The sequence below is a fragment of the Mesorhizobium sp. M1A.F.Ca.ET.072.01.1.1 genome, assembly GCF_004023325.1.
In the GTDB taxonomy this organism is placed as follows: Bacteria; Pseudomonadota; Alphaproteobacteria; order Rhizobiales; family Rhizobiaceae; genus Mesorhizobium.
Map to the genome: position 1 here is coordinate 17887 of NZ_RZSF01000023.1, position 21890 is coordinate 39776.

A 21890-nucleotide genomic window follows, 5' to 3' on the forward strand; every position below is an offset into this window, starting at 1 on the left:
GCGCCTACGCCAATTCCTCGGAATGCGCGATCGTCACGCCATACTCCGCGGCCGAGTCGAGCATCGTGTGCCACAGGCTTTCGGCGAAGGTTGCGAATACCAAGAGGTTGAACACGGCCTGGCCGTCTTGTCGGTTCTTCCCGCGCCAGAGCGTCACGCTGGTATGGTCGATCGAGGTGGCGGCTGCCGTGCCGACCGGGAATATTTCGGGGTGCAGGTCGATCGACGACAGCTTGGCCAGCAGCGTGCGCGCCTTGTCGCCGGAAACGCTGATCAATGCGCGCGCATGCGCTTGATCGGAAAGCGAGGCCAAACCGGCAAACACCGGGGCAAGGGTCTCCATCCTATGCCCGCCGCCTCTCGACAGCACCAGGAACTGGTCCGGTCCTGACCAGATCAGCGTCGCGTCGGTCGTGTCGACCGCCTCGGGTGTTTCCGGCGCGCCGACGCCGAAGCGAGTCTTCGCGGCATTGACCGTCTCGGCCGCCTTGCCGCGCCGCGCCATCACCTGAACGAGGTCGAAATTGCGGATCTCGGTCAGCGACACGCCGGCTTCGCCCGGCGCGCCATAACGGCCGGCGACCAGGGCGCGCTCGAGCGGGCTGCGGATGTTCCAGGAAAAATCAGCCACGCTGGCGCCCTCCATCCGGATCGTAGAAGACGGAATTGCAGAGCTCGACATCGTACTCCTCGCCACGCAGCGGATCATGCGCGCGCACGATCTCGCCGATGCGCGCACGGCCACGCTCGACGAGGCCGAGCCCGATCCACTGGTCGAGCACCGGCGAGAAGCAGACCGAGGTTACATAGCCCTGGTCGTTGTCTGGTCCGGGGGTCTCGCCCTTGGGAACGATGTGCGCGCCGGAGCGTAGGCGGCGCGACGCCTTGTCGGTCGGCTTGATGCCGACGACCACCTGCCGGTTCGGCGCGACGAGTGCTTCGCGGCCGGCCATGACGCGGCCGATGAAATCCTTCTTGGTCGACATCATCTTGCCGAGACCGAGATCGGCAGCCGTTGTGGTGCCGTTGAGCTCCGGCCCGGCGACATGGCCCTTTTCGATGCGCATCACGCCGAGCGCCTCGGTGCCGTAAGGCGTCACGCCGAACGGCTTTCCCGCGATCAGCAGGTTGCGCACCAGAGCCTCGCCGTAGCGCGCCGGCACCGAAATCTCGAACGCCATCTCGCCGGAGAAGGAGATCCGGAACAGCCTCGCCTTGAGGCCGCCGCGCAGCTTGACTTCGCGCGCGCCCATGAACGGAAAGCCTTCGTTCGACAGGTCCTCGGCCGGATCGACGATCTCCTTCAGCAGATCGCGGGTCTTCGGACCGGCGATGGAGAATTGCGCCCACTGGTCGGAGACCGAGGTCAGCTGCACGTCGAGTTCGGGGAACAGGACCTGGCGGCAAAATTCGAGATGCTGCATCACCAGCCCAGCCTTGGCGGTGGTGGTTGTGAGGAAATAATGGTCCTCGGCCAGGCGCGAGGTGGTGCCGTCGTCATAGACGACACCGTCCTCGCGCAGCATCAGTCCATAACGCGCCTTGCCAACTGCGAGGCTGGAGAACGCGTTGATATAGACGCGGTCCAGGAAGGCGCCGGCATCCGGGCCGTGCACGTCGATCTTGCCCAGCGTCGAGACATCGCAGAAGCCGACGCCGCTTCGCACCGCCTTGACCTCGCGGGTGACCGATTCCAGCCAGTCCTTTTCGCCGGGCAACGGATACCATTGCGCGCGTTTCCACAGGCCGGTGTCGACGAACACCGCGCCCTGTTCGGCGGCCCAGTGATGCGACGGCGTCAGCCGCGTCGCATGGAAATTCTTGTCGCGATGGTGACCGGCGAAGGCGCCGATGGCGACCGGCACATAAGGCGGCCGGTAGATCGTCGTTCCGGTTTCGGGAATGGATTTACCCGATACCGCCGCCATGATGGCGAGGCCGGCGACATTCGAGGTCTTGCCCTGGTCGGTCGCCATGCCGAGCGTCGTGTAGCGCTTCAGATGCTCGACCGACTCGAAACCCTCGCGCTGCGCCAGCTCGACATCGGAAGCCGTCACGTCATGCTGCTGGTCGACGAAGGCCTTGCCCTTGCCCGCGACATGCCAGAGCGGCGTCAGCGAAAAGGCCTCGTCGTCGGCGATCGGCGCCGATCCGGCGTTGCCGCTCCGTCCCGCATCGCGCGCCGCTGCAACACCTGCCTCGAAACCTTCCCGCAGGCAGGCGCCAAGGCCGAAGGCGCCGTTCGCCGCGCCTGCCGCCACCATGCCGGGCGGCGCGCCGTCCGGCACGAAGGCGGCGATATCGTCGCGCCATTTCGGCCGGCCGCGATGATGGGAGGTTAGGCCGACCGCCGGGTTCCAGCCGCCGGAGACGGCAAGTCCGTCGGCCTCGACTTCGGCGCGCGCGCCGCCGGTCAGCGACACGGAAATCTTGCGCACACCGCCCTTGCCGCCGTCGACGCCGCTGACTGAGCCGTTGAGCACCGGGAAGCCGCCCTTGCCGGCCAGCGAGCGACGGGCCGGCGAAACGTCTGGCCGCCCATCGATCACCGCAGCGACCTGCAGTCCGGCTGCGATCGCAGCCTCCGCCGTGCGCCAGCCATCCTCATTGTTGGTGAACAGCGCAATGCGTCGCGCCGGTGCAGCGGCGTAGCGGTTGATGTAGCTGCGCATGGCGGAGGCCATCATCACGCCAGGCGTATCGTTGCCGGCGAAGACGATGGGACGTTCGATCGCGCCCGCCGCGACGATGCAGTGCTTGGCGACGATACGCCAAAGCCGCTGACGCACCTGATGTTCCGGCGGTACCGGCAGATGGTCGTTGACGCGCTCGATCGCGCCATAGGTACCGCCGTCATAGACGCCGAACAGCGTCGTGCGCGTCATGATGCGAACGTCCGGCATCGCCGCGAGTTCGTCCAGGGTACGGGCAATCCATTCGGCCGCCGGCAGCCCGTCGATCGTACCGCCATCGCCCAGCAAGCGCCCGCCGAGGACAAAATCCTCCTCGCACAGGATGACGTGCGCGCCGCTGCGGCCTGCCGCAAGCGCCGCCGCCAGGCCGGCCGGACCGGAGCCGGCGACCGCCACGTCGCAATGCGCCCACGCTTTGTCATAGCGATCGGGATCGGGAATGCCCGCCGCGTGGCCGAGGCCGGCGGCGCGGCGGATCGCCGGTTCGTAGATCGCTTCCCAGAACTTCGCCGGCCACATGAAGGTCTTGTAGTAGAAGCCGGCGACGAAAATCGGCGCGAAGAGCTGGTTGACCGCCATGACGTCGAAATCGAGCGACGGCCAGCGGTTCTGGCTGGCGGCCTCGAGCCCTTCATAGAGCTCGGCGGTCGTTGCCTTGGTGTTCGGCTCGCGCCTTGCGCGACTGCGCAGCTCGACCAGCGCGTTGGGCTCTTCCGAACCCGCCGTCAGGATGCCGCGCGGGCGGTGATATTTGAACGAGCGGCCGACCAGCTTGACGCCGTTGGCGACGAGCGCCGAGGCAAGCGTATCGCCCTGGAAGCCGGAGAGTGTCTTGCCGTCGAAGCGGAAGCTCAGCGGCGTCGAGCGGTCGATAAGGCCGCCGGCGGCCAGACGGTTTGCCTGGTTGCCGCGCATCAAGCACCAACCTTGGCGGAGCCGGCGCCCGCCGCCGGCTCGACAGCCGAAATCTCATGCGTCAGCGTGTTGCGCGTGACCTTCAGCCAGGCCCGGCAGCCGCCGCCGTGATACCAATGCTCGCTCATCACACCGGCGATGTTGTCGCGCAGGTAGACGTAGTCGTAGACGGCGTCTTCACCGGAATCGGCAGGCGGGCGCTGCGGCTTGGCGTCGCCGAGATAGGTGAACTCGCCGAGTTCGCGTTCGCCGCAGAAGGGACAGACTATGCGCATGGTCGGGTCTTCAATGGAGGTTCGGTTGGGCGCCCTGGCCCTTCTCGTCAATCATGGCGCCGCGCTGGAACCGGTCGAGGCGGAAGCGGGCGGCTTCCTTGTGCGATTGATCGCGGGCGATGAGATGGGCAAAGACAAAGCCGGAGCCAGGCGTCGCCTTGAAGCCGCCATAGCACCAGCCGGCATTGAGATAGAGGCCGTCGACCGGGCTCTTGTCGATGATGGGCGAGCCGTCCATCGACATGTCCATGATGCCGCCCCATTGGCGCAGGAGCCGCACGCGGCCGATCATCGGGATCAGCGCCATGCCGCCTTCGCAGACATCCTCCACGACAGGCAGATTGCCGCGCTGGGCATAGGAGTTGTAGCCGTCGATGTCGCCGCCGAAGACCAGCCCGCCCTTGTCCGACTGGCTGACATAGAAATGCCCGGCGCCGAAGGTCATGACGTTGGGCAGGAGCGGCTTGATCGCTTCGGAGACGAAGGCCTGCAGTACATGGCTCTCGATCGGCAGGCGCAGTCCGGCCATCGCCGCGACGCGTGAGGAACTGCCCGCGACCGCCATGCCGACCTTGCCGGCGCCGATCCGGCCGCGCGAGGTCTCGACGCCGGAGACCTTGCCGTTGGTGTCGCGCAGGAAGCCGGTGACTTCGCAGTTCTGGATGATGTCGACGCCGAGCTCGCTCGCCGCGTGCGCATAGCCCCACACGACGGCATCATGACGTGCCGTGCCGCCGCGCCGCTGCAAGAGCCCGCCCTGCACCGGGAAGCGCGCATTGTCGAAGTTCAGGAACGGCATCATCTTCCTGAGCGCCGCCTGGTCGAGCAGCTCGGCATCGATGCCGTTGATGCGCATGGTGTTGCCGCGTCGGGCAAAGGCGTCGCGCTGCGCGTCGGAATGGTAGAGGTTGATGACGCCGCGCTGGCTGACCATCGCGTTGTAGTTCAAATCCTGCTCCATCCGCTCCCACAGCTTCATCGACAGTTCATAGAAGCCGGTGTTGCCGGGCAGGCCGTAGTTGGAGCGGATGATGGTGGTGTTGCGGCCGGCATTGCCGGAGCCGATCCAGCCCTTCTCCAGCACGGCGACGTTGCGGATGCCAAACTCGCTGGCGAGGAACCAGGCGGTCGCCAGCCCGTGGCCGCCGCCGCCGATGATCACCACGTCGTAGCGATCCTTCGGAGCCGCATCCCGCCAGGTCGGCTTCCAGGTCTTGTGGCCGGAGAGGGCGGCACGGGCGAGCGAGAAGATCGAGTATTTCATGAAATCATTCCGAGGCCGCTCGCCCACGCCGACTCTTCTCTATCGCATCGGATTGCACGGCCGACGGGCTTTAGATGTCCAGCGTGTGGTCGCGCTCCCACTGCGTGAAGTGCGAAGCATAGGAATTCCATTCCTGTTGCTTCAGCTTTAGATATGCCGACGAAAATTCCTCACCCAGCGCCGCCTTCAGCGATTTGTCCTTGTCGAACTCACGCAGCGCATCGAGCAGGTTGAGCGGCAGTTTCGGCGCATCCGTCACGGTATGACCGAACTGGTACATGTCGATGTCGTAGCGCTTGCCGGGGTCGGCCTTCGAGCGGATGCCGTCGAGGCCGGCGGCGATGATCACTGCCTGCAGCAAATAGGGATTGGCGGCGCCGTCCGGCAGGCGCAATTCGAAGCGGCCCGGTCCCGGCACGCGCACCATGTGGGTACGGTTGTTACCGGTCCAGGTCACGGTGTTCGGCGCCCAGGTCGCGCCCGAAATGGTGCGCGGCGCATTGATGCGCTTGTAGGAATTGACCGTCGGGTTGGTGATCGCGGCAAGTGCCGAAGCATGCTTCATGATGCCGCCGAGGAAGTTCCTGCCCTTGGCGGACAGGCCGAGCTCCTCCGAATTGTCGGCGAAGACATTGGTCTTGCCGGTCTCGTCCCACACCGAGATGTGCGCATGGCAGCCATTGCCGGTCAGGCCCTGAAAGGGCTTGGGCATGAAAGTCGCGCGCAGCCCATGCTTTTCCGCAACTGACTTGACCATGAACTTGAAGAAAGAATGCTTGTCGGCGGTCGCCAGCGCGTGATCGAAGGTCCAGTTCATCTCGAACTGACCGTTGGCGTCCTCATGGTCGTTCTGGTACGGACCCCAGCCCAGCGCCAGCATATGGTCGCAGATCTCGGCGATCACGTCGTAGCGGCGCATCACCGCTTGCTGGTCGTAGCAGGGTTTCGACGCTGTGTCGTACTGGTCGGAGATAGCGCTGCCGTCCGGCGAGATCAGGAAGAACTCGGCCTCGATGCCGGTCTTGACATGCATGCCGTCGCGGGCGGCCTCTTCGATCAGGCGCTTCAGCGTGTTGCGCGGCGCCTGGTCGACGAGCTTGTCGTCCATCACGCAGGTGGCCGCCACCCAGGCGACCTCCGGCTTCCACGGCAGCTGGATCACCGAATCCGGATCCGGCACCGCCAGCATGTCGGGATGCGCCGGCGTGAGATCGAGCCACGTGGCGAAGCCGGCAAATCCGGCGCCGTCCTTCTGCATGTCGGCGATCGCCTGCGCCGGCACCAGCTTGGCACGCTGCCCGCCGAACAGGTCGGTGTAGGAGATCATGAAGTATTTGACGCCGTTCTCCTTGGCGAATGCGGCGAGATCGTTCCCCATTATAGTTCCTCGCTTATGTGATCCTGGATGGTGTGTCCTAGAAGCCGTTCTTCCCCGGTATCCAGTTGGTGCCGGCAAGCGGCACGCCGGCCATGGCGGCTGCTTCGATGCTGAGCGCGACCAGGTCCTCGGGCTCGAGATTGTGCAGGCTGTTCTTGCCGCAGGCGCGGGCAATGGTTTGAGCCTCGAGCGTCATCACCTTCAAGTAGTTGGCGAGCCGCCGACCGGCGGCGATCGGATCGACGCGCTTCATCAGCTCGGGATCCTGCGTGGTGATGCCGGCCGGGTCCTTGCCTTCGTGCCAGTCGTCATAGGCGCCGGCCGTGGTGCCGAGCGCGTTGTAATCCGCCTCCCAGCGCGGGTCGTTGTCGCCGAGCGCCACGAGTGCGGCGGTGCCGATCGACACCGCGTCGACGCCGAGCGCCAGCGCCTTGGCGACATCGGCGCCGTTGCGGATGCCGCCGGAGACGATCAGCTGCACCTTGCGGTGCATGCCGAGGTCCTGCAGCGCCTGCACCGCCGGCCTGATGCAGGCGAGCGTCGGCTGACCGACGTTCTCGATGAATACTTCCTGGGTCGCGGCGGTGCCGCCCTGCATGCCGTCGACCACGACGACGTCGGCGCCGGCCTTCACCGCAAGCGCGGTGTCGTAATAAGGACGGGCGCCCCCGACCTTGACGTAGATCGGCTTCTCCCAGTCGGTGATCTCGCGCAGCTCCAGGATCTTGATCTCGAGATCGTCCGGGCCGGTCCAGTCGGGATGGCGCGAGGCCGAGCGCTGGTCGATGCCCTTGGGCAGCGTGCGCATCTCGGCGACGCGGTCGGAGATCTTCTGTCCCAGCAGCATCCCGCCGCCGCCGGGCTTGGCGCCCTGTCCGACGACAACTTCGATCGCATCGGCACGGCGCAGGTCGCGCGGGTTCATGCCGTAGCGCGAAGGCAGGTATTGGTAGACCAGCGTCTTCGAATGGCCGCGCTCTTCCTCGGTCATGCCGCCGTCGCCGGTAGTGGTCGAGGTGCCGGAAAGCGTCGCGCCTCGGCCGAGCGCTTCCTTGGCCGGACCGGAGAGCGAGCCGAAGCTCATGCCGGCAATGGTGATTGGGATCTTCAGCTCGATCGGCTTTTTGGCATGACGAGAACCGAGCACCACGCTGGTATCGCAGCGCTCCCGATAGCCTTCTAGCGGATAGCGCGAGATCGAGGCGCCGAGGAACAGGAGGTCGTCGAAATGCGGCAGCTTGCGCTTGGCGCCGGCGCCACGGATATCGTAGATGCCGGTCGCTGCCGCGCGGCGGATTTCGGAAAGCGTGTAGTCGTCAAAGGTCGCGGACTTGCGTGGCGTCGTCGGCGGGTTGCGATAGGTCATCTTGCCTCAATACGCGTCGGCGTTGTCGATATTGAAATTGTAGAGTTTCCGGGCCGAGCCGTAGCGCTTGAACTCCGAAGCCTTGACGTCGGTGACGCCGGCGCGGTCGAGCAGGCCCTGCAGCAGTACGATATGCTCGGGGCGCATCTCCTTGGCGATGCAGTCCGCACCAAGGCTCTCGACCTTGCCGCGCACGAAGAGCCGCGCCTCGTAGATGGAATCGCCCAGCGCGTCGCCGGCATCGCCCAGCACCACCAGATTGCCGGATTGCGCCATGAAGGCCGACATGTGGCCGATATTGCCGTGCACGACGATATCGATGCCTTTCATCGAGATGCCGCAGCGCGAGGAGGCATTGCCCTCGATGACCAGCAGGCCGCCGCGGCCGGTGGCGCCGGCATACTGACTGGCATCGCCTTTGACCACGATCGAACCCGACATCATATTCTCGCCGACGCCGGGGCCGGCCGAGCCATGCACGGTGATCGTGGCGCCGTCATTCATGCCGGCGCAGTAATAGCCGACGCTGCCCCGCACATCGATGCTGATCGGCTGGTCGACCCCGACGGCGACCGAATGGCTGCCTTTCGGGTTGAGTACTTCCCAGGCGGTCTCGTTCGAGCCGGGGGTCATCTGATGAAGCGCCTGGTTCAGCTCGCGCAGCGACTGTTCTGCGAGGTCGAACACCCTCGCATGACCTTGCTCGCGCTGCGCCTTCGGCATGGGTGTTGCAGGCATGAACTCAATGCTCCCAGAAATAGACCGTTGCGGGCTCCGGCTCCCAGACCCTCGCATTGTCTATGCCGGGCAATTTTGTGAGCGCGCGATATTCCGAGCCAAATGCGACATACTGGTCGGTCTCGGCCATCACGGCCGGCTTGCAGGCGATCGGATCGCGCACAACGCCGAAGCCGTTCTTGGTCCCGACGACGAAGGTGAAAAAGCCGTCGAGGTCGGAGAGCGTGCCTTCGAGCGCTTCGCCGAGATTCTTGCCATGCGCCATCCTGTTGGAGAGATAGGCGGCCGCCACTTCCGTATCATTCTCCGTCTCGAAGGTCATGCCTTCGCGCACCAGCTCGCGGCGGACATTGTTGTGGTTGGAGAGCGAACCGTTGTGCACCAGGCACTGGTCGGTGCCGGTCGAGAAGGGATGCGCGCCCATTGTAGTGACCGCCGACTCCGTCGCCATGCGGGTATGGCCGATACCATGCGTGCCGGTCATCGAGCGCACGTCGAAGCGATCGACGACGGCCTCCGGCAGGCCGACTTCCTTGTAGATCTCGACCGCTTCGCCGGCGCCCATGATGCGGATATCGGGCCGAAGCGACTGCAGCGCCTCACGCGCGGCGTCGACCTTGTCGGGCGTGGTGCGGATAACCGCATGCGTCGACTTCACCGCGACGCTCACCGGCGCGCTGACCGCCTTGGCGAGCTCGACGTCGAGGCCGCGGAAATCGCGCTCGGGTTTCGGCGACTGCACGGTGATCTTGGCCTCGTTGCCGGTCGCCGCGCCATAGATGGCGATGCCGGCGCTGTCCGGACCCCGGTCGCTGAGCGAGATCAGCATCTCCGACAGCATCGCGCCGAGCTTCGGCTCCAGCGTCCTGTCCTTGAGGAAAAGTCCGACGATTCCGCACATGTCAGCCTCCGACGTTTGTGGCTTCCAGATGGTGTACCGAATGAAATCCGCGAATTCAATGGTATGAAAGAAATTTTCCTCTGATTATATATCCGCCTTCGTGCCGCTTGTAGCGTTATCGCCGACCGGATGGCCGTGGGTCCATATCGCGTGGCGGACCCGCGCTATCCTGTAGGCATCGAGGATCGACAGCGCATAGATCAGGAACCCGCCCGCATGGCGACCGATGAAGCTGGCGTCCGCTGGCGCCACCTTGGTCGTGACCCACCCGAGGATCACCATGAAGAACAGGAACTGCAGGCCGCGCGCCGGCAAGCCGAGCATGACATGTCCGCTGGCCGGCAGGGCGATCGCCGAGGCCAGCACAAGATAAGGGTTCGAAGGCCGGGCGGCGGGTTCGGTGGCGTTGCTCATGCGGCCTGCCTTTCGCACTGGTTGATCGCGTCGCGAATCGAGGCTGCGGCTCCGAGCAGTTTTTCGATCAATGCCGGATCGAGCCTCGCGTCGCCGAAAGCGGCTTGCCGGAACACACCGTAGCTCGCCAGATCGGCCTGGGCCAGCAGCCACACGATGCGCACGCCCTTCGGCGTGATTAGCAATTCCTTGGCGCGGCTTTCGGCAAAGATCCCGGCATGCGCGGCGATCACCTCCTGCGGGAAGACGACGCCTTTGCGGTTTGTCCGCAGCACCGCCTCGTCGGGGAACGCCGCCGTTTTCGGAAGGGTGTGTTCGAGATGGTCGAAATTGGAGAAGGTCGTCGGCGATCCCGGCCGCATCATCATATCGAAAACACCGGGCACCGCGACAGGCTCGGTGATCGACACGCTGAGCCAGCGCGTGGGAAGCTTCCTGGTTGCGAGCGTGTCGACGATGGTGCGCACCTGCGCGCGCTCGCCGTTATGCGAACCCGCCCAGGTAGCGACGCCGGCCGTGCCGTCGGAGACGTCGATCGCGTCGCCAATGACGGCGCGGATGGCGGCCTCGTCGTCGGCGAGCGCCGCCCTGGCCCTGTTGCGGCTGGAGCGCGCAAGCCAGGCAAGGTGGAGGACGACCGCAAATACGATCGCCCCGGCAAACAAGACTGACATCAACTCAGACATCTCGACACGCCAAGACCCGCCGCCAGGCGGCGGGTCTTTTTCCGTTCAATAGCCCTGCGGCTTCGGCCAGGGCATGGTGAACTGGTCGCCGCGGCGCACGAACTTGTAGCGGTAGAAGTGGAACCACAGCGAGATCAGGAAGTAGAAGGCGATCATCGCGATCAGCTGCGAGCCGAAGCCGAGGAAGATGGCGAAGAAGGTCACCACGCACAGGCAGAACAGCACGATCGCCGGCAGCGGATGGAAGGGATGCGTGTAGCCACGGCGGATCGAGCCGAGCGGCCACTTCTTGCGGAACATCATGATGTTGATGCTCATGAAGGTGTATTGCAGCACGCCCGACAGGATCGAGAAGGTGATCGCCTGGTTGAGATCGGCGATGAAGGCGAAGGCCAGCGCGATCGGCAGCAGGAACAGGATCGACCGATAGGGCGTGCGATACTTCGGATGCACCGCCGAGAACCAGCTCGGCAGGTAGCGGTCGCGGCCGAGCGAGAACCAGGCGCGGGCGGCGTCATTGATGCAGCCATTGGCCGAGGCAAGGGCTGCAAGCAGCGTCGCGATGAAGAGCAGGTTCTCGAGCAGCGGGCTGCCGGTCAGCTTGCCGGCGTCCCAGAGCGGATAATAGGTGATGCCGAGATATTCCCACGGCATCAGCGAGGCGCAGACATACCAGGTCATGGCGGCGGCGATCAGAAGCGTGATCATGCCGGCCATCGTGCCATAGGGCAGGGAACGCGCCGGCGAGCGCACTTCCTCGGCCGCTTGCGTGGTGCCCTCGATGCCGAGATAGTACCAGATGCCGAACTGGAAGGCGGCGATCACGCCGATCCAGCCATAGGGCAGCGCGTTGCCGGGAGTGACCAGTTCGTTGAGCTTCAGCACCGCCCCTTGCGTCCATGGACTGACCGAAAAGAACAGGATGACGATCGAGATATAGGCGATCGCCGTGATGACGAAGTTGACGTTGAGCGTCATCAGCACGCCGCGATAGTTGAGCCATGCCAGCACGACGATGGTGGCGGCGATGAAGGAATTGTGGGTCAATCCCTCGACACCTGCTTTGGCAACGATGGTGTCGCCGAGCAGGATCGCATCCGAGACTTCGAGCATCGTGTAGGCAAAGACCAGGAACAGCGCGACGTTGAAAGCCATCAGTGGCCCGACGATGTGCTTGGCCTGCGCGTACTGGCCGCCGGCGGCGGCGACCGTCGACGTCACTTCCGAATCGATCATCGCGACCGAGGTGTAGAGCAGTCCGACGACCCAGCAGACGATCAGCGCGGCGAGCGCGCCGCCCTTGTCGGCGGCAAAATTCCAGCCGGTGAACTCGCCGACCAGCACGATGCCGACGCCGAGCGCCCAGACATGGGCGGGGCCGAGCACGCGTAGCAGCGAGACCCGGTCGCCGTGGACCACCGTTTCTCTCGTTTCAAGCGCGACTGTCATTGGTGAGGCTCCACTCAGATCCGGTGCTTTTCGGAGACGGCTTCAAGCTCGCCTTCGCGCGAGGAGGTCAGCGTCTCCTCGGAATAGGTCGTGTCGACCTTGAACCAGTCGTAGAGCATCCACAGCGCGAGCAGGATCGAGATGCCCCAACATGCGTAAGAGACTGTCATCCACATGATCGTGTTCCCAGGTTACTTGCCGTCGAACTTCTCGTTGATCACCTCGCGATATTCGCGATCGGAGGCGCGGAACAGGAAGACGAAATAGGCGATCAGCACCACCGCCATGATGATCAGCGTCGGCCAGTCGATGATGTAGTGGAAGCGGTTCTGGATGATGTCGTGGGCGGTCTCCGGCGTGTAGCCGAGCTTTTCCCAGATCGAGGCCATGGTCGCGTTCTGGCCGAGCGCTTCCCAGGTCTTGGCGTCGAGCGCGTCGATCGATTTCGCAGCACCCGCGAGGCCGAGTTTCAGCGGCAGCCACAGCGCCACGAAGATGGCGACCACGACGACGGCGATGTCGAAGACCTGACCGGCCTTGCTCTGCTCCGGCGGAATGTAGCGGGACATGCTTTCTCCCTTCAGGACTGGCGGTTACGGAACGCGTCGGCGTTCTTGATGTCGAGGCCGTAGATGAAATCCTTGTCTTCCTTGTAGTGGTTGAGCATCGCCAGAATGGCGGCGGTGTTGAAGATCAGCACCGCCGCCGCGGCGATCACCACCACGAGCTTGATCCCGCTGTCGGGGATGTAGGCCCAGGTCATCAGGAGGACGAAGAGGATCGTCGCCCAAAGGCAGACGATCAGGAGCACCGATCCGCGCACATCGGAACGGTACAGCGCTTCGATGCGCTGCTTGAGGTCGGACATCGGTTTTTCCCCTTTTCTCGACGTCCGGCCCCGTAATCGACCGGGCGTCCACTCTTTCAACAGAGTGAAATTTTTTTCATAAGTTCTGCCCGAACCGCGAAGTTGTCAAGCCGGTTTTACGTTCGGTAAACGGTTTGGGGGTTCGCCGCAGGATTGCCTGTGGATAAAACTATTTGCCTGCAGGAAAACTACCGCGGACGGCACAGCGCCGGCACGAGCTGGTGGAAATGCCATGGAAATGCTTCGCGAGGTCGGACCTTCGACGAATGCGTCACCGAACGATGTCCGGGTTCGGGTTGGTCAGGTCGTGCTGTTCTGCGGATAGCAGATGATGGAGAGATAGCGCATCGGCAGCTGTGTCAGTTCTTCCGGCCCATGCGGCGCATCGGCGTCGAAGAACAGGCTGTCGCCTGGCTTCATCGGATAGAGATTGCTGCCGTGCCGGTATACGACCTCGCCCTCGAGCATATAGAGGAACTCCATCCCTGCATGCTGGAAAGTCGGGAACACGTCGGAGTCCTCGGTCAGCGTGATCAGATAGGGCTCGACGACCACGCCGCTGGTGTTGGCGCCGATATGGCCAAGCAGATTGTACTGGTGGCCGGCGCGTGTGCCGCGCCGCTCGACGTCGACGCCTTCGCCGGCCCTGACGAAGACGGCGGCGCGCTCTTCCTCGAAGCGGCGGAAGAAGGCGGTGACCGGCACGCCGAGCGCCCGCGACAGCGCCTGCAGCGTGGTCAGCGACGGCGAGGTGATGCCGTTCTCGATCTTCGACAGCATGCCCAGCGAAATGTCGGTGGCGGCCGCGAGATCGGCGACGGTGATGCCGAGCTTCTTGCGGAAGGCGCGCACCTCATGGCCGATCGCTACCTCCAGCACTTTCTCGCGCGTGTCGCGGACCGCGTGCGGATTCTGCGTCAGCGGCGCGCGGATGGTTCGCACGGTTCGCCCGTCCGCCGAGACGCTCTTCGGCAACGGCTTGGCTTTGTCGCTCGCGCCGGAAGGCTTGGTGTCGGTCGTCTTCTTCGCCATGGCGCCCCTCAACCTTTTCCGCCGATTTATTTCACTCGAGGTGAACTATCCGGTGGCGATACAGGAGCGCAATCACGGCGGCAAGCCATCTTACATTGCAGAACCTGCGATGAAATCGGCTGTCGCGACCCGGCTGCCTGGGTCGCAGTGAGGCTGGCGCCGCGGTCACTCAACGCATCGCAGGCCTTCTCACGACATGATCAGGCCGCCGTCGACATTGATGGTCTGTCCAGTGATGTAGGCCGCGTCATCGCTGGCGAGAAAGCTGACGAGGCCCGAGACGTCTTCGCCGCTGCCGGCGCGGCCCATCGGGATGTTCTTCACCCATTCCGCCATCAGCTCGCCCGGCTTGTAGTCGCCGAGCAGCTTGCCCCATGCGGTGTCGTTATAGGCCCACATGTCGGTGTCGATGATGCCGGGGCAGATGGCGTTGACGGTGATCTTTTCCTTGGCCACTTCCTTGGCCAGGCTCTGCGTGATGCCGACAACCCCGAACTTCGACGCGGCGTAATGCGGCGTGTAGATGAAACCCTGCCGCGCCTGGCCGGACGCGGTATTGATCAGCCGGCCGCCTTGGCCGTGCTTGCGCATGCGCGCGATCGCTTCCTGGCAGCACAGGAACACGCCTTTCGTGTTCACCGCCATCACCTTGTCCCACTCGGATTCCGTCATCGCCTCGATTTTGGCGATGGTGATGACGCCGGCGTTCTGCACCGAAATGTCGATCCGGCCGAATTCATTCTCGGCGAGATCGTAAAGCGCTTCGACCTCGTCCTTCTTCGTCACGTCCATGCGCATCGAGGCGACCTTCGCGCCCGCAGCCTTCAGGCCGGCGGCGACCTCGTCGACGCGCGGATCAATGGCGCTGATCACGACCGCCGCACCTTCCGCCGCGAAACGCTTCGCCATGGCCGCACCGATGCCGCCGCTGGCGCCTGTGACGATTGCCGTCTTTCCTTCGAAACGCTTCTGCACTTTTTCTTTCTCCTACCAGCAGACGAAGCCGCCATCGACGATGAGGTCGATGCCGGTGACGAAACTCGCGGCCCGGCTCGCCAGGAACACGGTCGGCCCGACCATTTCCTCAGGCGTCGCCATGCGGCCCATCGGCGTGTCGCGCTCGAATATTTTGACCTGCTCGGCGACCTCCGGCCGCTTGTTCATCGGCGTCAGCGTGTAGCCGGGGCTCACCACATTGACGCGCAGGCCGCGATCGGCCCACTCCATGGCGAGGCTCTTCGACATGTGGATCACCGCCGCCTTGGACGAATTATAGTGCGCCTGCGTCAGCCCGCGGTTGACGATCGAGCCGGACATCGAAGCGATGTTGATGATCGAGCCTTTGCGCCGGGGCAGCATGACGCGCGCCTCGGCCTGGCAGGACAGGAACACGCCGCTGACATTGACGTCGTAGAGCTTCTGCCACTTCTCCATCGGCAGCGTCTCGGCGGGTTCGGCACCGGCGACGCCGGCATTGTTGACCGCGATCGTCAGCGCGCCGAGTTCCTTTTCGATGCGTTCGACCGCTGCCGCGAGATCGCTCTGCGATGTGACAGTTCCGGTCAGCACCAGCGCCTTGCGGCCGAGCGCCCTGATCTTGTCGGCCGTGTCTTCCAGCCCGCCCTTCGAGCTGTGGCCGAAGCAGGCGACATCGGCGCCGGCTTCCGCCAGACCGATGGCGATCGCTTGACCGATGCCGCTGCCGGCGCCCGTCACCAGCGCCACGTCGCCATCAATATCGAACAGTTTCATCTTTCTCCCTCTCCCTGAAAGAAGGGGCGCCAGCCTGCTGGCGCCCCGCGCGGTCCGGTGCTTGGGAGGCTATCACCTGCTGCGCTTTATTCCCATCTGCCGTACCCTCAGCTCGTGGCGAGTTCCATCACGGCGACATTGCTTGCTTCGTCGCGATCGAGGATGCCGCGCTGGCGGCCGCGGCTCAGCACCAGAACCCGGTGCGAAAGCCCCAGCACCTCCTCGAGATCCGAGCTCACCACCACCACGGCCATGCCCGAGCGGGCGAGGTCGGCGATGACGTCGTAGATCGCCGCGCGGGCGCCAACGTCGATGCCGCGCGTCGGCTCATCGAGGATGAACACCTTGGGCGGCCGCGACACCCATTTGGCGATGATCACCTTCTGCTGGTTGCCGCCGGAAAGTTTTGAGACCGCCTGGTTCGGCCGACCCTTGACGCCGAGCCTCGATATGCCGGCCTCGGCGAACCTCTGAACCGCTTTGGGAAACACCCAGCCCTTCGGTGCGACATGATCGAAATTGCCGATGGCGAGGTTCTCGCCGATCGTCTGCTCCAATACGACGCCCTGTTCCTTGCGGTCCTCCGGCACCAGCACGACGCCGGCCCTGATCGCAGCCGCGGGGCCGCTGAGATGAACAGGCTGGCCCGCGACCCGCACCGCGCCGGACGAGATTGGATCGGCGCCGGCGATCGCCCTGACCAGTTCGGTGCGGCCGGCGCCGATCAGCCCGGCGATGCCCAGGATTTCGCCCGATTTCACCGCGAACGAAACATTGTTGAAGCTGCGCTCCGGCGAGGAGAGGTTCTCGACTTCGAGCACTGTCTCGGTACCCGGCGCCGACAGCTTCGGGAACATGCGTTCGACGCTGCGTCCGACCATCTGCTCGACGACCGTGCGCACCGGGATGTCGGCGCGCTCGTGCCGGGCGACGATGCGGCCGTCGCGCATTACCACCACACGGTCGGCGATCTGAGCGATCTCGTCCAGCCGGTGGCTGATATAGATGAAGGACATGCCTTCGGCCTTGAGCTTGCGGATTTGCTTGAACAGCAGCTCCGTCTCCTCGCCGCCGAGCGCGGCGGTCGGTTCGTCGAGGATCAGAAGCTCGGCATTTAGCGTCAGCGCCTTGGCGATCTCCACCTGCTGCTGTGCCGCGACGCGCAGCGTGCGCACCTTGCGCTCCGGCGAGACGTCGAGGCCGAGGCGCTTCAATTGCGCCGAGGCCTTCGCGTTCATGGTTGCCCGGTCGATGCGGCCGCCGCGCATCGGCAGCCGCCCGACATAGACATTCTCCGCCACCGATAGGTCCGGCAGCAGCTTCAATTCCTGATGGATCATGCCGACGCCGGCCTCGATGGCCGCGGCGGGATTGGCGGGGGAATAGGGCTTCCCCCGCCAGATGATGGTGCCGGCATCGGGCTTGGTCGAACCGGCGATGATGTTGGACACCGTCGACTTCCCGGCACCGTTCTCGCCGAGCAGCGCCACGACCTCGCCCGGCCGCACCTCGAAGCTCGCATCGGCCAGGACCTGCACCGGTCCGTAGCTCTTGCAGAGGCCGTTGACGAAGAGCCCGTTATGCGGGCCTTCGCTATGGCGAGGTTCAGTGGATATCGTGGCGCTCAACGGTTGCCGCCTTACGGATGCTTCTCGATGAATTGCGCGACATTGTCCTTGGTGGTCAGGGTCGCGTCCTGCAGTTGCTCGGCCGGCAGCTTCTCGCCCGCCACGATCTTGATGGCCGAATCGACGGCTAGCCGGCCCATGCCCTGCGTCTGCTGGGTCGCGGTGACGTCAAACACGCCGTCCTTCAGCGCCTTGAGCGCCGCAACGTCGCCGTCGAAGCCGGCGATCCAGACCTTGTGGTCGGGGTTGGCGACCTTGACCGCCTGCGCGGCGCCCAGAGCCAGCGCGTCGGCCTGGCCGAAGATGATCGAGACATTCGGATGGGCCTGCAGCAGGTCCTGCGCCAGCTTGAAGCCTTCGTCCTGGTGCCACTGATCGCTCCAGAGCTCGCCGACCACCTTGATATCCGGATAGGCCTTGAGCGCCTCGCCGCAGCCCTTGGAGCGGTCGACTTCCGGCGTCGTGCCCTTCTGGCCATGGATGATCACCATCTCGCCCTTGCCGCCGGCCTGCTTGGCGATGTAGTCGCACACGCCCTTGGCCGAGTTGACGCTGTCGGTGGCGATGAAGGTGTCGCCGGGCGCGCCGTCGGCGTTGCGGTCGACATTGACCACCGGGATGCCGGCGGCCTTCGCGGTCTTGGTCGGCACGGTCGCGGCGGTGGCGCCGGCCGGGATATAGATCAGCGCGTCGATGTTCTGCGTCACGAGATCCTGCACCTGGCTGACCTGCGTGGCCGAATCGCCCTTGGCGTCGACGGTGATGACCTCAATGCCCTTCTCCTTGGCATAGGCTTCGACCGACTGCTTGATCTGGTTGAAGAAGTCCGCCTGCAGATTGGCGACGGCAAGGCCGAGCTTCTTGGCGTCCTTGGCCGAGGCGGCATCGGACAGGCCGAGCAGCGGGACGATGGCCGCGGCCGCAAGCAGCAGTGAACGTTTGGTCAGCATGTTTTTCCTCCGTTGGTGTTCGATCTGCCCGCCTGCGCATCGCGGCGCCCTCGGCCGGACAGTCCCAGTCTCGGATCGACCGATCCGTTCCGCCCGGACATCCGGGCGAATTCCTATTGGCGGCGCCGCCGCCAGGTATCGGTGGCAACGGCCAGCGCGATCACCACGCCGATCACCACCTGCTGGATGAAGGGCGACACGCCGAGCAAGTTGAGGCCGTTGCGCAGCACGCCGATGATAAGGACGCCGATCGCCGTGCCGCCGATCGAGCCGATGCCGCCGGAAAGGCTGGCGCCGCCAATCACCACCGCGGCGATCGTGTCGAGCTCGTAGCCGACGCCCGAACTCGGCTGCACGGAATCGAGCCGGGCCGCGAGCACGATGCCGGCCAGTCCCGCCAGCAGTGCGCAGATTGCGTAGACCCAGTTGGTCAGCGACTTCACCGGAATGCCGGAGAGGCGGGCAACCTCGGCGCTGCCGCCGATCGCGTAGAGGCTGCGGCCGGTGGCGCGGTAATTGAGGAAGATGGCGAAGACGATCGCCAGCACGATCATCAGCCCGACGGTGACCGACAGGAAGCCGAAGTGGCGCACGATCGAGAGGTTGGTGAACCAGTCGGGAAAGCCGACGATCTGCGAGCCGTCGGTGATCATGTTGGCGAGGCCGCGCGCCACCGACATCATGGCAAGCGTCGCGATGAAGGGCGGCAGTTTCGTCACCGTCACCAGCAGGCCCGACACCAGGCCGCAGAGGGCGGCGACGACGAGCGCCGCGGCGATGCCCGCCGGGACGCCGAGATTGAGATAGTCGGGATAGGCGACATAGCCCATCACCATCGAGGCCAGCGCCAGCACCGAGCCGACGGAAAGGTCGATGCCGCCGATCAGGATGACCAGCGTCATGCCGATCGCCATGATGCCGAGGACGGTCACCTGGTCGAGCACGTTGAGGATATTGCGTACCGTCAGGAAGGTGTCGGTGGTCAGCGCCAGCGCCAGGCACAGCAGCACCAGCCCGATCAGCGGTCCCATCGTTCCGGCAAACAATGCCGAAAGCTTCGCACCGGAAGCGGCCTGCGCGGCGCCGGTGCCAGCCTTCAACTCGCTCGTCTCGTTGCTCACGGCCACTTGGTCTCCTCCGTCAGCGGGCAGGCGTGCCTTGCCTTCCGCTCTTGTTCACCAGGCATCCTCCCTTGTGAACAATTTATCTTTGATCTGCAATTTTGTTCAGCTAAAACGTTCATCAGAAAATTGTCAAGTGCCGCGCAGCCATTCGGCGGCAGTTTGCATGAACCGACAGTTTGCCATAGGGAAGTCGAGCGCATACGGAGGCATAAAGCATGGCGGTGATCGAGAACGACAAGGTCTCGCGTTTTCCGGATGCCGAGCTCAAGGCCCGAGCCGCCTGGCACTATTATGTCGAAGGGCTGACGCAGGAGCGGATCTCGGAGATCCTCGGCGTCGGCCGTATCAAGGTGCACCGGATTCTGTCGGCCGCGCGCGAGGAGGGCGTGGTCCAGTTCCGCATTCGCGACACCGTTGTCGAATGCGTGCAGCTGGAGGAAAGCCTGAAGCAGCGCTTCGGCCTCAGCCAGGCGGTGGTCGTGCCGTCGGCCGCCGACCGGAGCAACGCGCCGCTGATGATCGGCCATGCCGCCGCCGCCTATCTCGCCGACAACGTCAATGCGGGCGACGTTATCGCACTGGGTTGGGGCAGGACGCTGAAATTCGCCATCAACGAATTGCCCAGGCGGCCGATCGCCAGGACCACGGTGGTCTCGATGCTTGGCGGCCTCACCCATGCGCAGCCGCTCAATCCGACCGAGAGCGCCTGGGAATTCGCCGAGAAGATCGGCGCCGAATGCTATCTGCTGCCCGTCCCCGTCTATGCCGACAGGCCGGAGCAGCGCGATGCCTTCATGAGCCAGCGCAGCGTCCAGGACGTGGTCTTTAGGGCGCGGCGCGCCAACATCGCCGTGCTCAGCGTCGGCTCCTTTTCCAACGACAGCCCGATCGCCAATTACGGTTTCATCAAGCCGAGCGAATTGGAGGAATTGCAGGCGGCGGGCGCGGTCGGCGATATCCTCTGCCACTTCATCGATGCCGAGGGTCGCATCGTTGACCATGAGGTCAACCGACGCGTCTGCGCCTACCCGCTGCAGGATCTGTCCGACATTCCGACCACCATCCTGGTGTCGGGCGGGCGGGAGAAGATCGCCGTCATGCGCGCCGCACTTGCGGATACGAAGGTCTCGGTGCTGATCACCGACGAAGACGCGGCCAAGGGGCTGCTTAGCCGGTAGTTCAGGTAATCGCGCCGAGCCGCGTGTGGATATCGCGTGTCGCGTGATAGAGATCACGATAGACTTCTTTGCGCGCGCGGTAGGTCGGAATAAGCGCCTCGACAGGATCGACCTGGCGTGCCGGCCGTGCCGCCATCGCCTTTGCCGTCTCTTCCGGTGACGCGAACCAGCCGATTGCCGAGGCCGCGAGCATGGCGGCTCCCAGCGCTGCTGCTTCGTTGACCGGCGAGACGAAGAGCGGGCGCTCGAGCACGCTCGCCATGATTTCCATCAGCAGTGCGCAATTGGTGCCGCCGCCGGCCGCGATCATCGCGTCGGCCTTGCCGGTCTGTTCCTCCATCGCCTCGGTGGCGATCGCCTGCTCCAGCGCTATGCCCTCCAGCACCGCGCGGAAGAGATGCTTTGGCTCGTGATCGAGCGACAGGCCGACGATAGCGCCGCGCGCCGAGCCGTCCCAGTAAGGGCTCATGACGCCAGCCCAATAGGGCATGACGAGCAATCCGTTGCTGCCTGGCGCGACTTCCTTCGCAGCTTTCTCCAGCACCGCGGCCGAAGGCGCGCCGGTGGTGCGCACGATCCAGTCGACCAACTGCATGCCGGAACGCAGCACCGTCTCCAGCATGAAGCCGGAGCCGGTCGGCGAAACCAGCGTGCGGAATGCATCCGACGTCGTGACCGTGCCGGAATAATTTCCGCTGACGACGCCTGAGCCCAACGACAGATAGCTTTTGCCGGGCCCGTAGACTCCCATGCCTAGCCCCATCGCCTGGCCGTCTCCGGCGCCCGCAATAACCGGCGTGCCGGCCTTCAGGCCGATCGCCGCCGCGACGCTTTCCGACAACGTGCCGCAGACCTCCCCAGGGGCTGCGAGCTCCGGCAGTTGCTCCGGCCGCAGTCCCGCCGCCTCGACCAGCCTCGGGTGCCAAACGCCATGCGCGATGTTCAGTAGGCCGAGCGGATCGGCGCTCGCCGTGCTGGTGACGAGTCGCCCGGTGAGCCGGTGGACGAAGAAGGCGTGCACGTCGACCAGCGCGGCCGCTTCCGCCAGCGCCTGCGGCCGGTGCTCCATCAGCCAGGCCAAAGCGTAGAGCGCCGGCGTCGGGTCCGGCGGCTTGCCGCTCCAGTCGCGGATCGCCTCGCGGCCGAGTTCTTCCGAAAGCCGCGCCACCTGGCGGCGGGCGCGTTCGTCGAGCCACAATATGGCGGGGATGAGCGGCTTGCCGGCGTTGTCGATCAGCGTGAAGCTCTCGCGCTGGTGCGCGATTGAGATGGCTTTCAC

The 21890-nt window shown here is 64.8% G+C and carries 23 protein-coding genes; 2 read left to right on the plus strand and 21 right to left on the minus strand.

Annotated features, from left to right (window positions below; genetic code table 11):
* Positions 1-4 precede the first annotated feature (4 nt).
* The 15 genes from EOA32_RS05790 to EOA32_RS05860 all read right to left on the minus strand — a co-directional run bounded on the left by EOA32_RS05790 (position 5) and on the right by EOA32_RS05860 (position 13979).
* Complete coding sequence (locus EOA32_RS05790; RefSeq protein ID WP_095827218.1) at positions 5-631, minus strand: sarcosine oxidase subunit gamma family protein; 627 nt, start codon at positions 629-631, stop codon at positions 5-7.
* Positions 624-3608, minus strand: coding sequence for a sarcosine oxidase subunit alpha (locus EOA32_RS05795; protein ID WP_128371155.1), 2985 nt, complete (start codon positions 3606-3608; stop codon positions 624-626). The genes EOA32_RS05790 and EOA32_RS05795 overlap by 8 nt, the downstream gene beginning before the upstream one ends.
* Positions 3608-3883: a sarcosine oxidase subunit delta gene (locus EOA32_RS05800; protein ID WP_128371156.1), complete on the minus strand. Its 276-nt coding sequence runs from the start codon at positions 3881-3883 to the stop codon at positions 3608-3610. Before EOA32_RS05800 ends, EOA32_RS05795 begins: the two co-directional genes overlap by 1 nt.
* Before the next feature lie 10 nt (positions 3884-3893).
* A complete protein-coding gene (locus tag EOA32_RS05805) occupies positions 3894-5147 on the minus strand; it encodes a sarcosine oxidase subunit beta family protein (protein ID WP_095830607.1) in 1254 nt (417 codons plus the stop codon).
* Positions 5148-5217: 70 nt separating this feature from the next.
* Complete coding sequence (glnT, locus tag EOA32_RS05810; protein WP_066988949.1) at positions 5218-6525, minus strand: type III glutamate--ammonia ligase; 1308 nt, start codon at positions 6523-6525, stop codon at positions 5218-5220.
* A 37-nt stretch (positions 6526-6562) separates the two neighbouring features.
* Positions 6563-7891, minus strand: a complete 1329-nt coding sequence (locus tag EOA32_RS05815; RefSeq protein ID WP_095781788.1) for an FMN-binding glutamate synthase family protein — start codon at positions 7889-7891, stop codon at positions 6563-6565.
* A 6-nt stretch (positions 7892-7897) separates the two neighbouring features.
* Positions 7898-8629, minus strand: coding sequence for a GXGXG domain-containing protein (locus tag EOA32_RS05820; protein ID WP_189406939.1), 732 nt, complete (start codon positions 8627-8629; stop codon positions 7898-7900).
* Positions 8630-8633: 4 nt separating this feature from the next.
* Positions 8634-9530: a glutamine amidotransferase family protein gene (locus tag EOA32_RS05825; RefSeq protein ID WP_128371157.1), complete on the minus strand. Its 897-nt coding sequence runs from the start codon at positions 9528-9530 to the stop codon at positions 8634-8636.
* An 84-nt stretch (positions 9531-9614) separates the two neighbouring features.
* The gene (locus tag EOA32_RS05830; protein ID WP_128371158.1) at positions 9615-9944 is read right to left on the minus strand and encodes a hypothetical protein; all 330 of its coding nucleotides are present in this window, start codon (positions 9942-9944) and stop codon (positions 9615-9617) included.
* Positions 9941-10630 (minus strand): hypothetical protein, encoded by a 690-nt coding sequence (locus tag EOA32_RS05835; RefSeq protein ID WP_128371159.1) that lies wholly within the window; start codon positions 10628-10630, stop codon positions 9941-9943. The genes EOA32_RS05830 and EOA32_RS05835 overlap by 4 nt, the downstream gene beginning before the upstream one ends.
* Before the next feature lie 45 nt (positions 10631-10675).
* On the minus strand, positions 10676-12079 hold the full coding sequence (locus EOA32_RS05840; protein WP_128371160.1) for an amino acid permease: 1404 nt from the start codon (positions 12077-12079) through the stop codon (positions 10676-10678).
* A 14-nt stretch (positions 12080-12093) separates the two neighbouring features.
* Positions 12094-12249 carry a hypothetical protein gene (locus tag EOA32_RS05845; RefSeq protein WP_164893870.1) on the minus strand — a complete coding sequence of 52 codons (156 nt, stop codon included), beginning with the start codon at positions 12247-12249 and terminating at the stop codon, positions 12094-12096.
* A 21-nt stretch (positions 12250-12270) separates the two neighbouring features.
* Positions 12271-12648: a hypothetical protein gene (locus EOA32_RS05850; protein ID WP_066988935.1), complete on the minus strand. Its 378-nt coding sequence runs from the start codon at positions 12646-12648 to the stop codon at positions 12271-12273.
* Positions 12649-12659: 11 nt separating this feature from the next.
* Positions 12660-12947, minus strand: coding sequence for a hypothetical protein (locus tag EOA32_RS05855; RefSeq protein ID WP_066988933.1), 288 nt, complete (start codon positions 12945-12947; stop codon positions 12660-12662).
* 300 nt (positions 12948-13247) lie between these two features.
* Positions 13248-13979 carry an XRE family transcriptional regulator gene (locus EOA32_RS05860; protein ID WP_095776250.1) on the minus strand — a complete coding sequence of 244 codons (732 nt, stop codon included), beginning with the start codon at positions 13977-13979 and terminating at the stop codon, positions 13248-13250.
* Between EOA32_RS05860 and EOA32_RS38410 the strand changes: the two genes are divergently transcribed.
* Positions 13957-14130 (plus strand): hypothetical protein, encoded by a 174-nt coding sequence (locus EOA32_RS38410; protein ID WP_189406941.1) that lies wholly within the window; start codon positions 13957-13959, stop codon positions 14128-14130. The two genes, EOA32_RS05860 and EOA32_RS38410, sit on opposite strands and share 23 nt — an antisense overlap.
* 38 nt (positions 14131-14168) lie before the next feature.
* Here the strand turns inward: EOA32_RS38410 and EOA32_RS05865 are convergent, their stop codons facing one another.
* The 5 genes from EOA32_RS05865 to EOA32_RS05885 all read right to left on the minus strand — a co-directional run bounded on the left by EOA32_RS05865 (position 14169) and on the right by EOA32_RS05885 (position 19409).
* Positions 14169-14954 carry a glucose 1-dehydrogenase gene (locus EOA32_RS05865; RefSeq protein WP_095776249.1) on the minus strand — a complete coding sequence of 262 codons (786 nt, stop codon included), beginning with the start codon at positions 14952-14954 and terminating at the stop codon, positions 14169-14171.
* A 12-nt stretch (positions 14955-14966) separates the two neighbouring features.
* On the minus strand, positions 14967-15731 hold the full coding sequence (locus EOA32_RS05870; protein ID WP_066988928.1) for an SDR family oxidoreductase: 765 nt from the start codon (positions 15729-15731) through the stop codon (positions 14967-14969).
* A 107-nt stretch (positions 15732-15838) separates the two neighbouring features.
* Positions 15839-17347: a sugar ABC transporter ATP-binding protein gene (locus EOA32_RS05875; RefSeq protein ID WP_095776247.1), complete on the minus strand. Its 1509-nt coding sequence runs from the start codon at positions 17345-17347 to the stop codon at positions 15839-15841.
* A 23-nt stretch (positions 17348-17370) separates the two neighbouring features.
* The gene (locus tag EOA32_RS05880; RefSeq protein WP_095827047.1) at positions 17371-18309 is read right to left on the minus strand and encodes a sugar ABC transporter substrate-binding protein; all 939 of its coding nucleotides are present in this window, start codon (positions 18307-18309) and stop codon (positions 17371-17373) included.
* Between the two features lie 113 nt (positions 18310-18422).
* The gene (locus EOA32_RS05885) at positions 18423-19409 is read right to left on the minus strand and encodes an ABC transporter permease (protein ID WP_066989390.1); all 987 of its coding nucleotides are present in this window, start codon (positions 19407-19409) and stop codon (positions 18423-18425) included.
* Positions 19410-19648: 239 nt separating this feature from the next.
* Here EOA32_RS05885 and EOA32_RS05890 point away from each other — a divergent pair, with 239 nt between their 5' ends.
* Positions 19649-20611, plus strand: coding sequence for a sugar-binding transcriptional regulator (locus EOA32_RS05890; protein ID WP_128371161.1), 963 nt, complete (start codon positions 19649-19651; stop codon positions 20609-20611).
* A gap of 1 nt (position 20612) precedes the next feature.
* Here the strand turns inward: EOA32_RS05890 and EOA32_RS05895 are convergent.
* The coding region (locus EOA32_RS05895) for an FGGY family carbohydrate kinase (protein ID WP_128371162.1) at positions 20613-21890 on the minus strand (1278 nt) is incomplete at its 5' end.

What these genes read in the sequence shown, in the direction of transcription:
- EOA32_RS05820 (WP_189406939.1), bottom strand. Translation starts at nt 8,629, where the DNA reads ATGCCTGCAACACCCATGCCGAAGGCGCAGCGCGAGCAAGGTCATGCG.
- EOA32_RS05815 (WP_095781788.1), bottom strand. Translation starts at nt 7,891, where the DNA reads ATGACCTATCGCAACCCGCCGACGACGCCACGCAAGTCCGCGACCTTT.
- EOA32_RS05870 (WP_066988928.1), bottom strand. Translation starts at nt 15,731, where the DNA reads ATGAAACTGTTCGATATTGATGGCGACGTGGCGCTGGTGACGGGCGCC.
- EOA32_RS05850 (WP_066988935.1), bottom strand. Translation starts at nt 12,648, where the DNA reads ATGTCCCGCTACATTCCGCCGGAGCAGAGCAAGGCCGGTCAGGTCTTC.
- EOA32_RS05840 (WP_128371160.1), bottom strand. Translation starts at nt 12,079, where the DNA reads ATGACAGTCGCGCTTGAAACGAGAGAAACGGTGGTCCACGGCGACCGG.
- EOA32_RS05860 (WP_095776250.1), bottom strand. Translation starts at nt 13,979, where the DNA reads ATGGCGAAGAAGACGACCGACACCAAGCCTTCCGGCGCGAGCGACAAA.
- EOA32_RS05845 (WP_164893870.1), bottom strand. Translation starts at nt 12,249, where the DNA reads ATGACAGTCTCTTACGCATGTTGGGGCATCTCGATCCTGCTCGCGCTG.
- EOA32_RS05830 (WP_128371158.1), bottom strand. Translation starts at nt 9,944, where the DNA reads ATGAGCAACGCCACCGAACCCGCCGCCCGGCCTTCGAACCCTTATCTT.
- glnT (WP_066988949.1), bottom strand. Translation starts at nt 6,525, where the DNA reads ATGGGGAACGATCTCGCCGCATTCGCCAAGGAGAACGGCGTCAAATAC.
- EOA32_RS05855 (WP_066988933.1), bottom strand. Translation starts at nt 12,947, where the DNA reads ATGTCCGACCTCAAGCAGCGCATCGAAGCGCTGTACCGTTCCGATGTG.
- EOA32_RS05880 (WP_095827047.1), bottom strand. Translation starts at nt 18,309, where the DNA reads ATGCTGACCAAACGTTCACTGCTGCTTGCGGCCGCGGCCATCGTCCCG.
- EOA32_RS05800 (WP_128371156.1), bottom strand. Translation starts at nt 3,883, where the DNA reads ATGCGCATAGTCTGTCCCTTCTGCGGCGAACGCGAACTCGGCGAGTTC.
- EOA32_RS05835 (WP_128371159.1), bottom strand. Translation starts at nt 10,630, where the DNA reads ATGTCTGAGTTGATGTCAGTCTTGTTTGCCGGGGCGATCGTATTTGCG.
- EOA32_RS05805 (WP_095830607.1), bottom strand. Translation starts at nt 5,147, where the DNA reads ATGAAATACTCGATCTTCTCGCTCGCCCGTGCCGCCCTCTCCGGCCAC.
- EOA32_RS05890 (WP_128371161.1), top strand. Translation starts at nt 19,649, where the DNA reads ATGGCGGTGATCGAGAACGACAAGGTCTCGCGTTTTCCGGATGCCGAG.
- EOA32_RS05825 (WP_128371157.1), bottom strand. Translation starts at nt 9,530, where the DNA reads ATGTGCGGAATCGTCGGACTTTTCCTCAAGGACAGGACGCTGGAGCCG.
- EOA32_RS05795 (WP_128371155.1), bottom strand. Translation starts at nt 3,608, where the DNA reads ATGCGCGGCAACCAGGCAAACCGTCTGGCCGCCGGCGGCCTTATCGAC.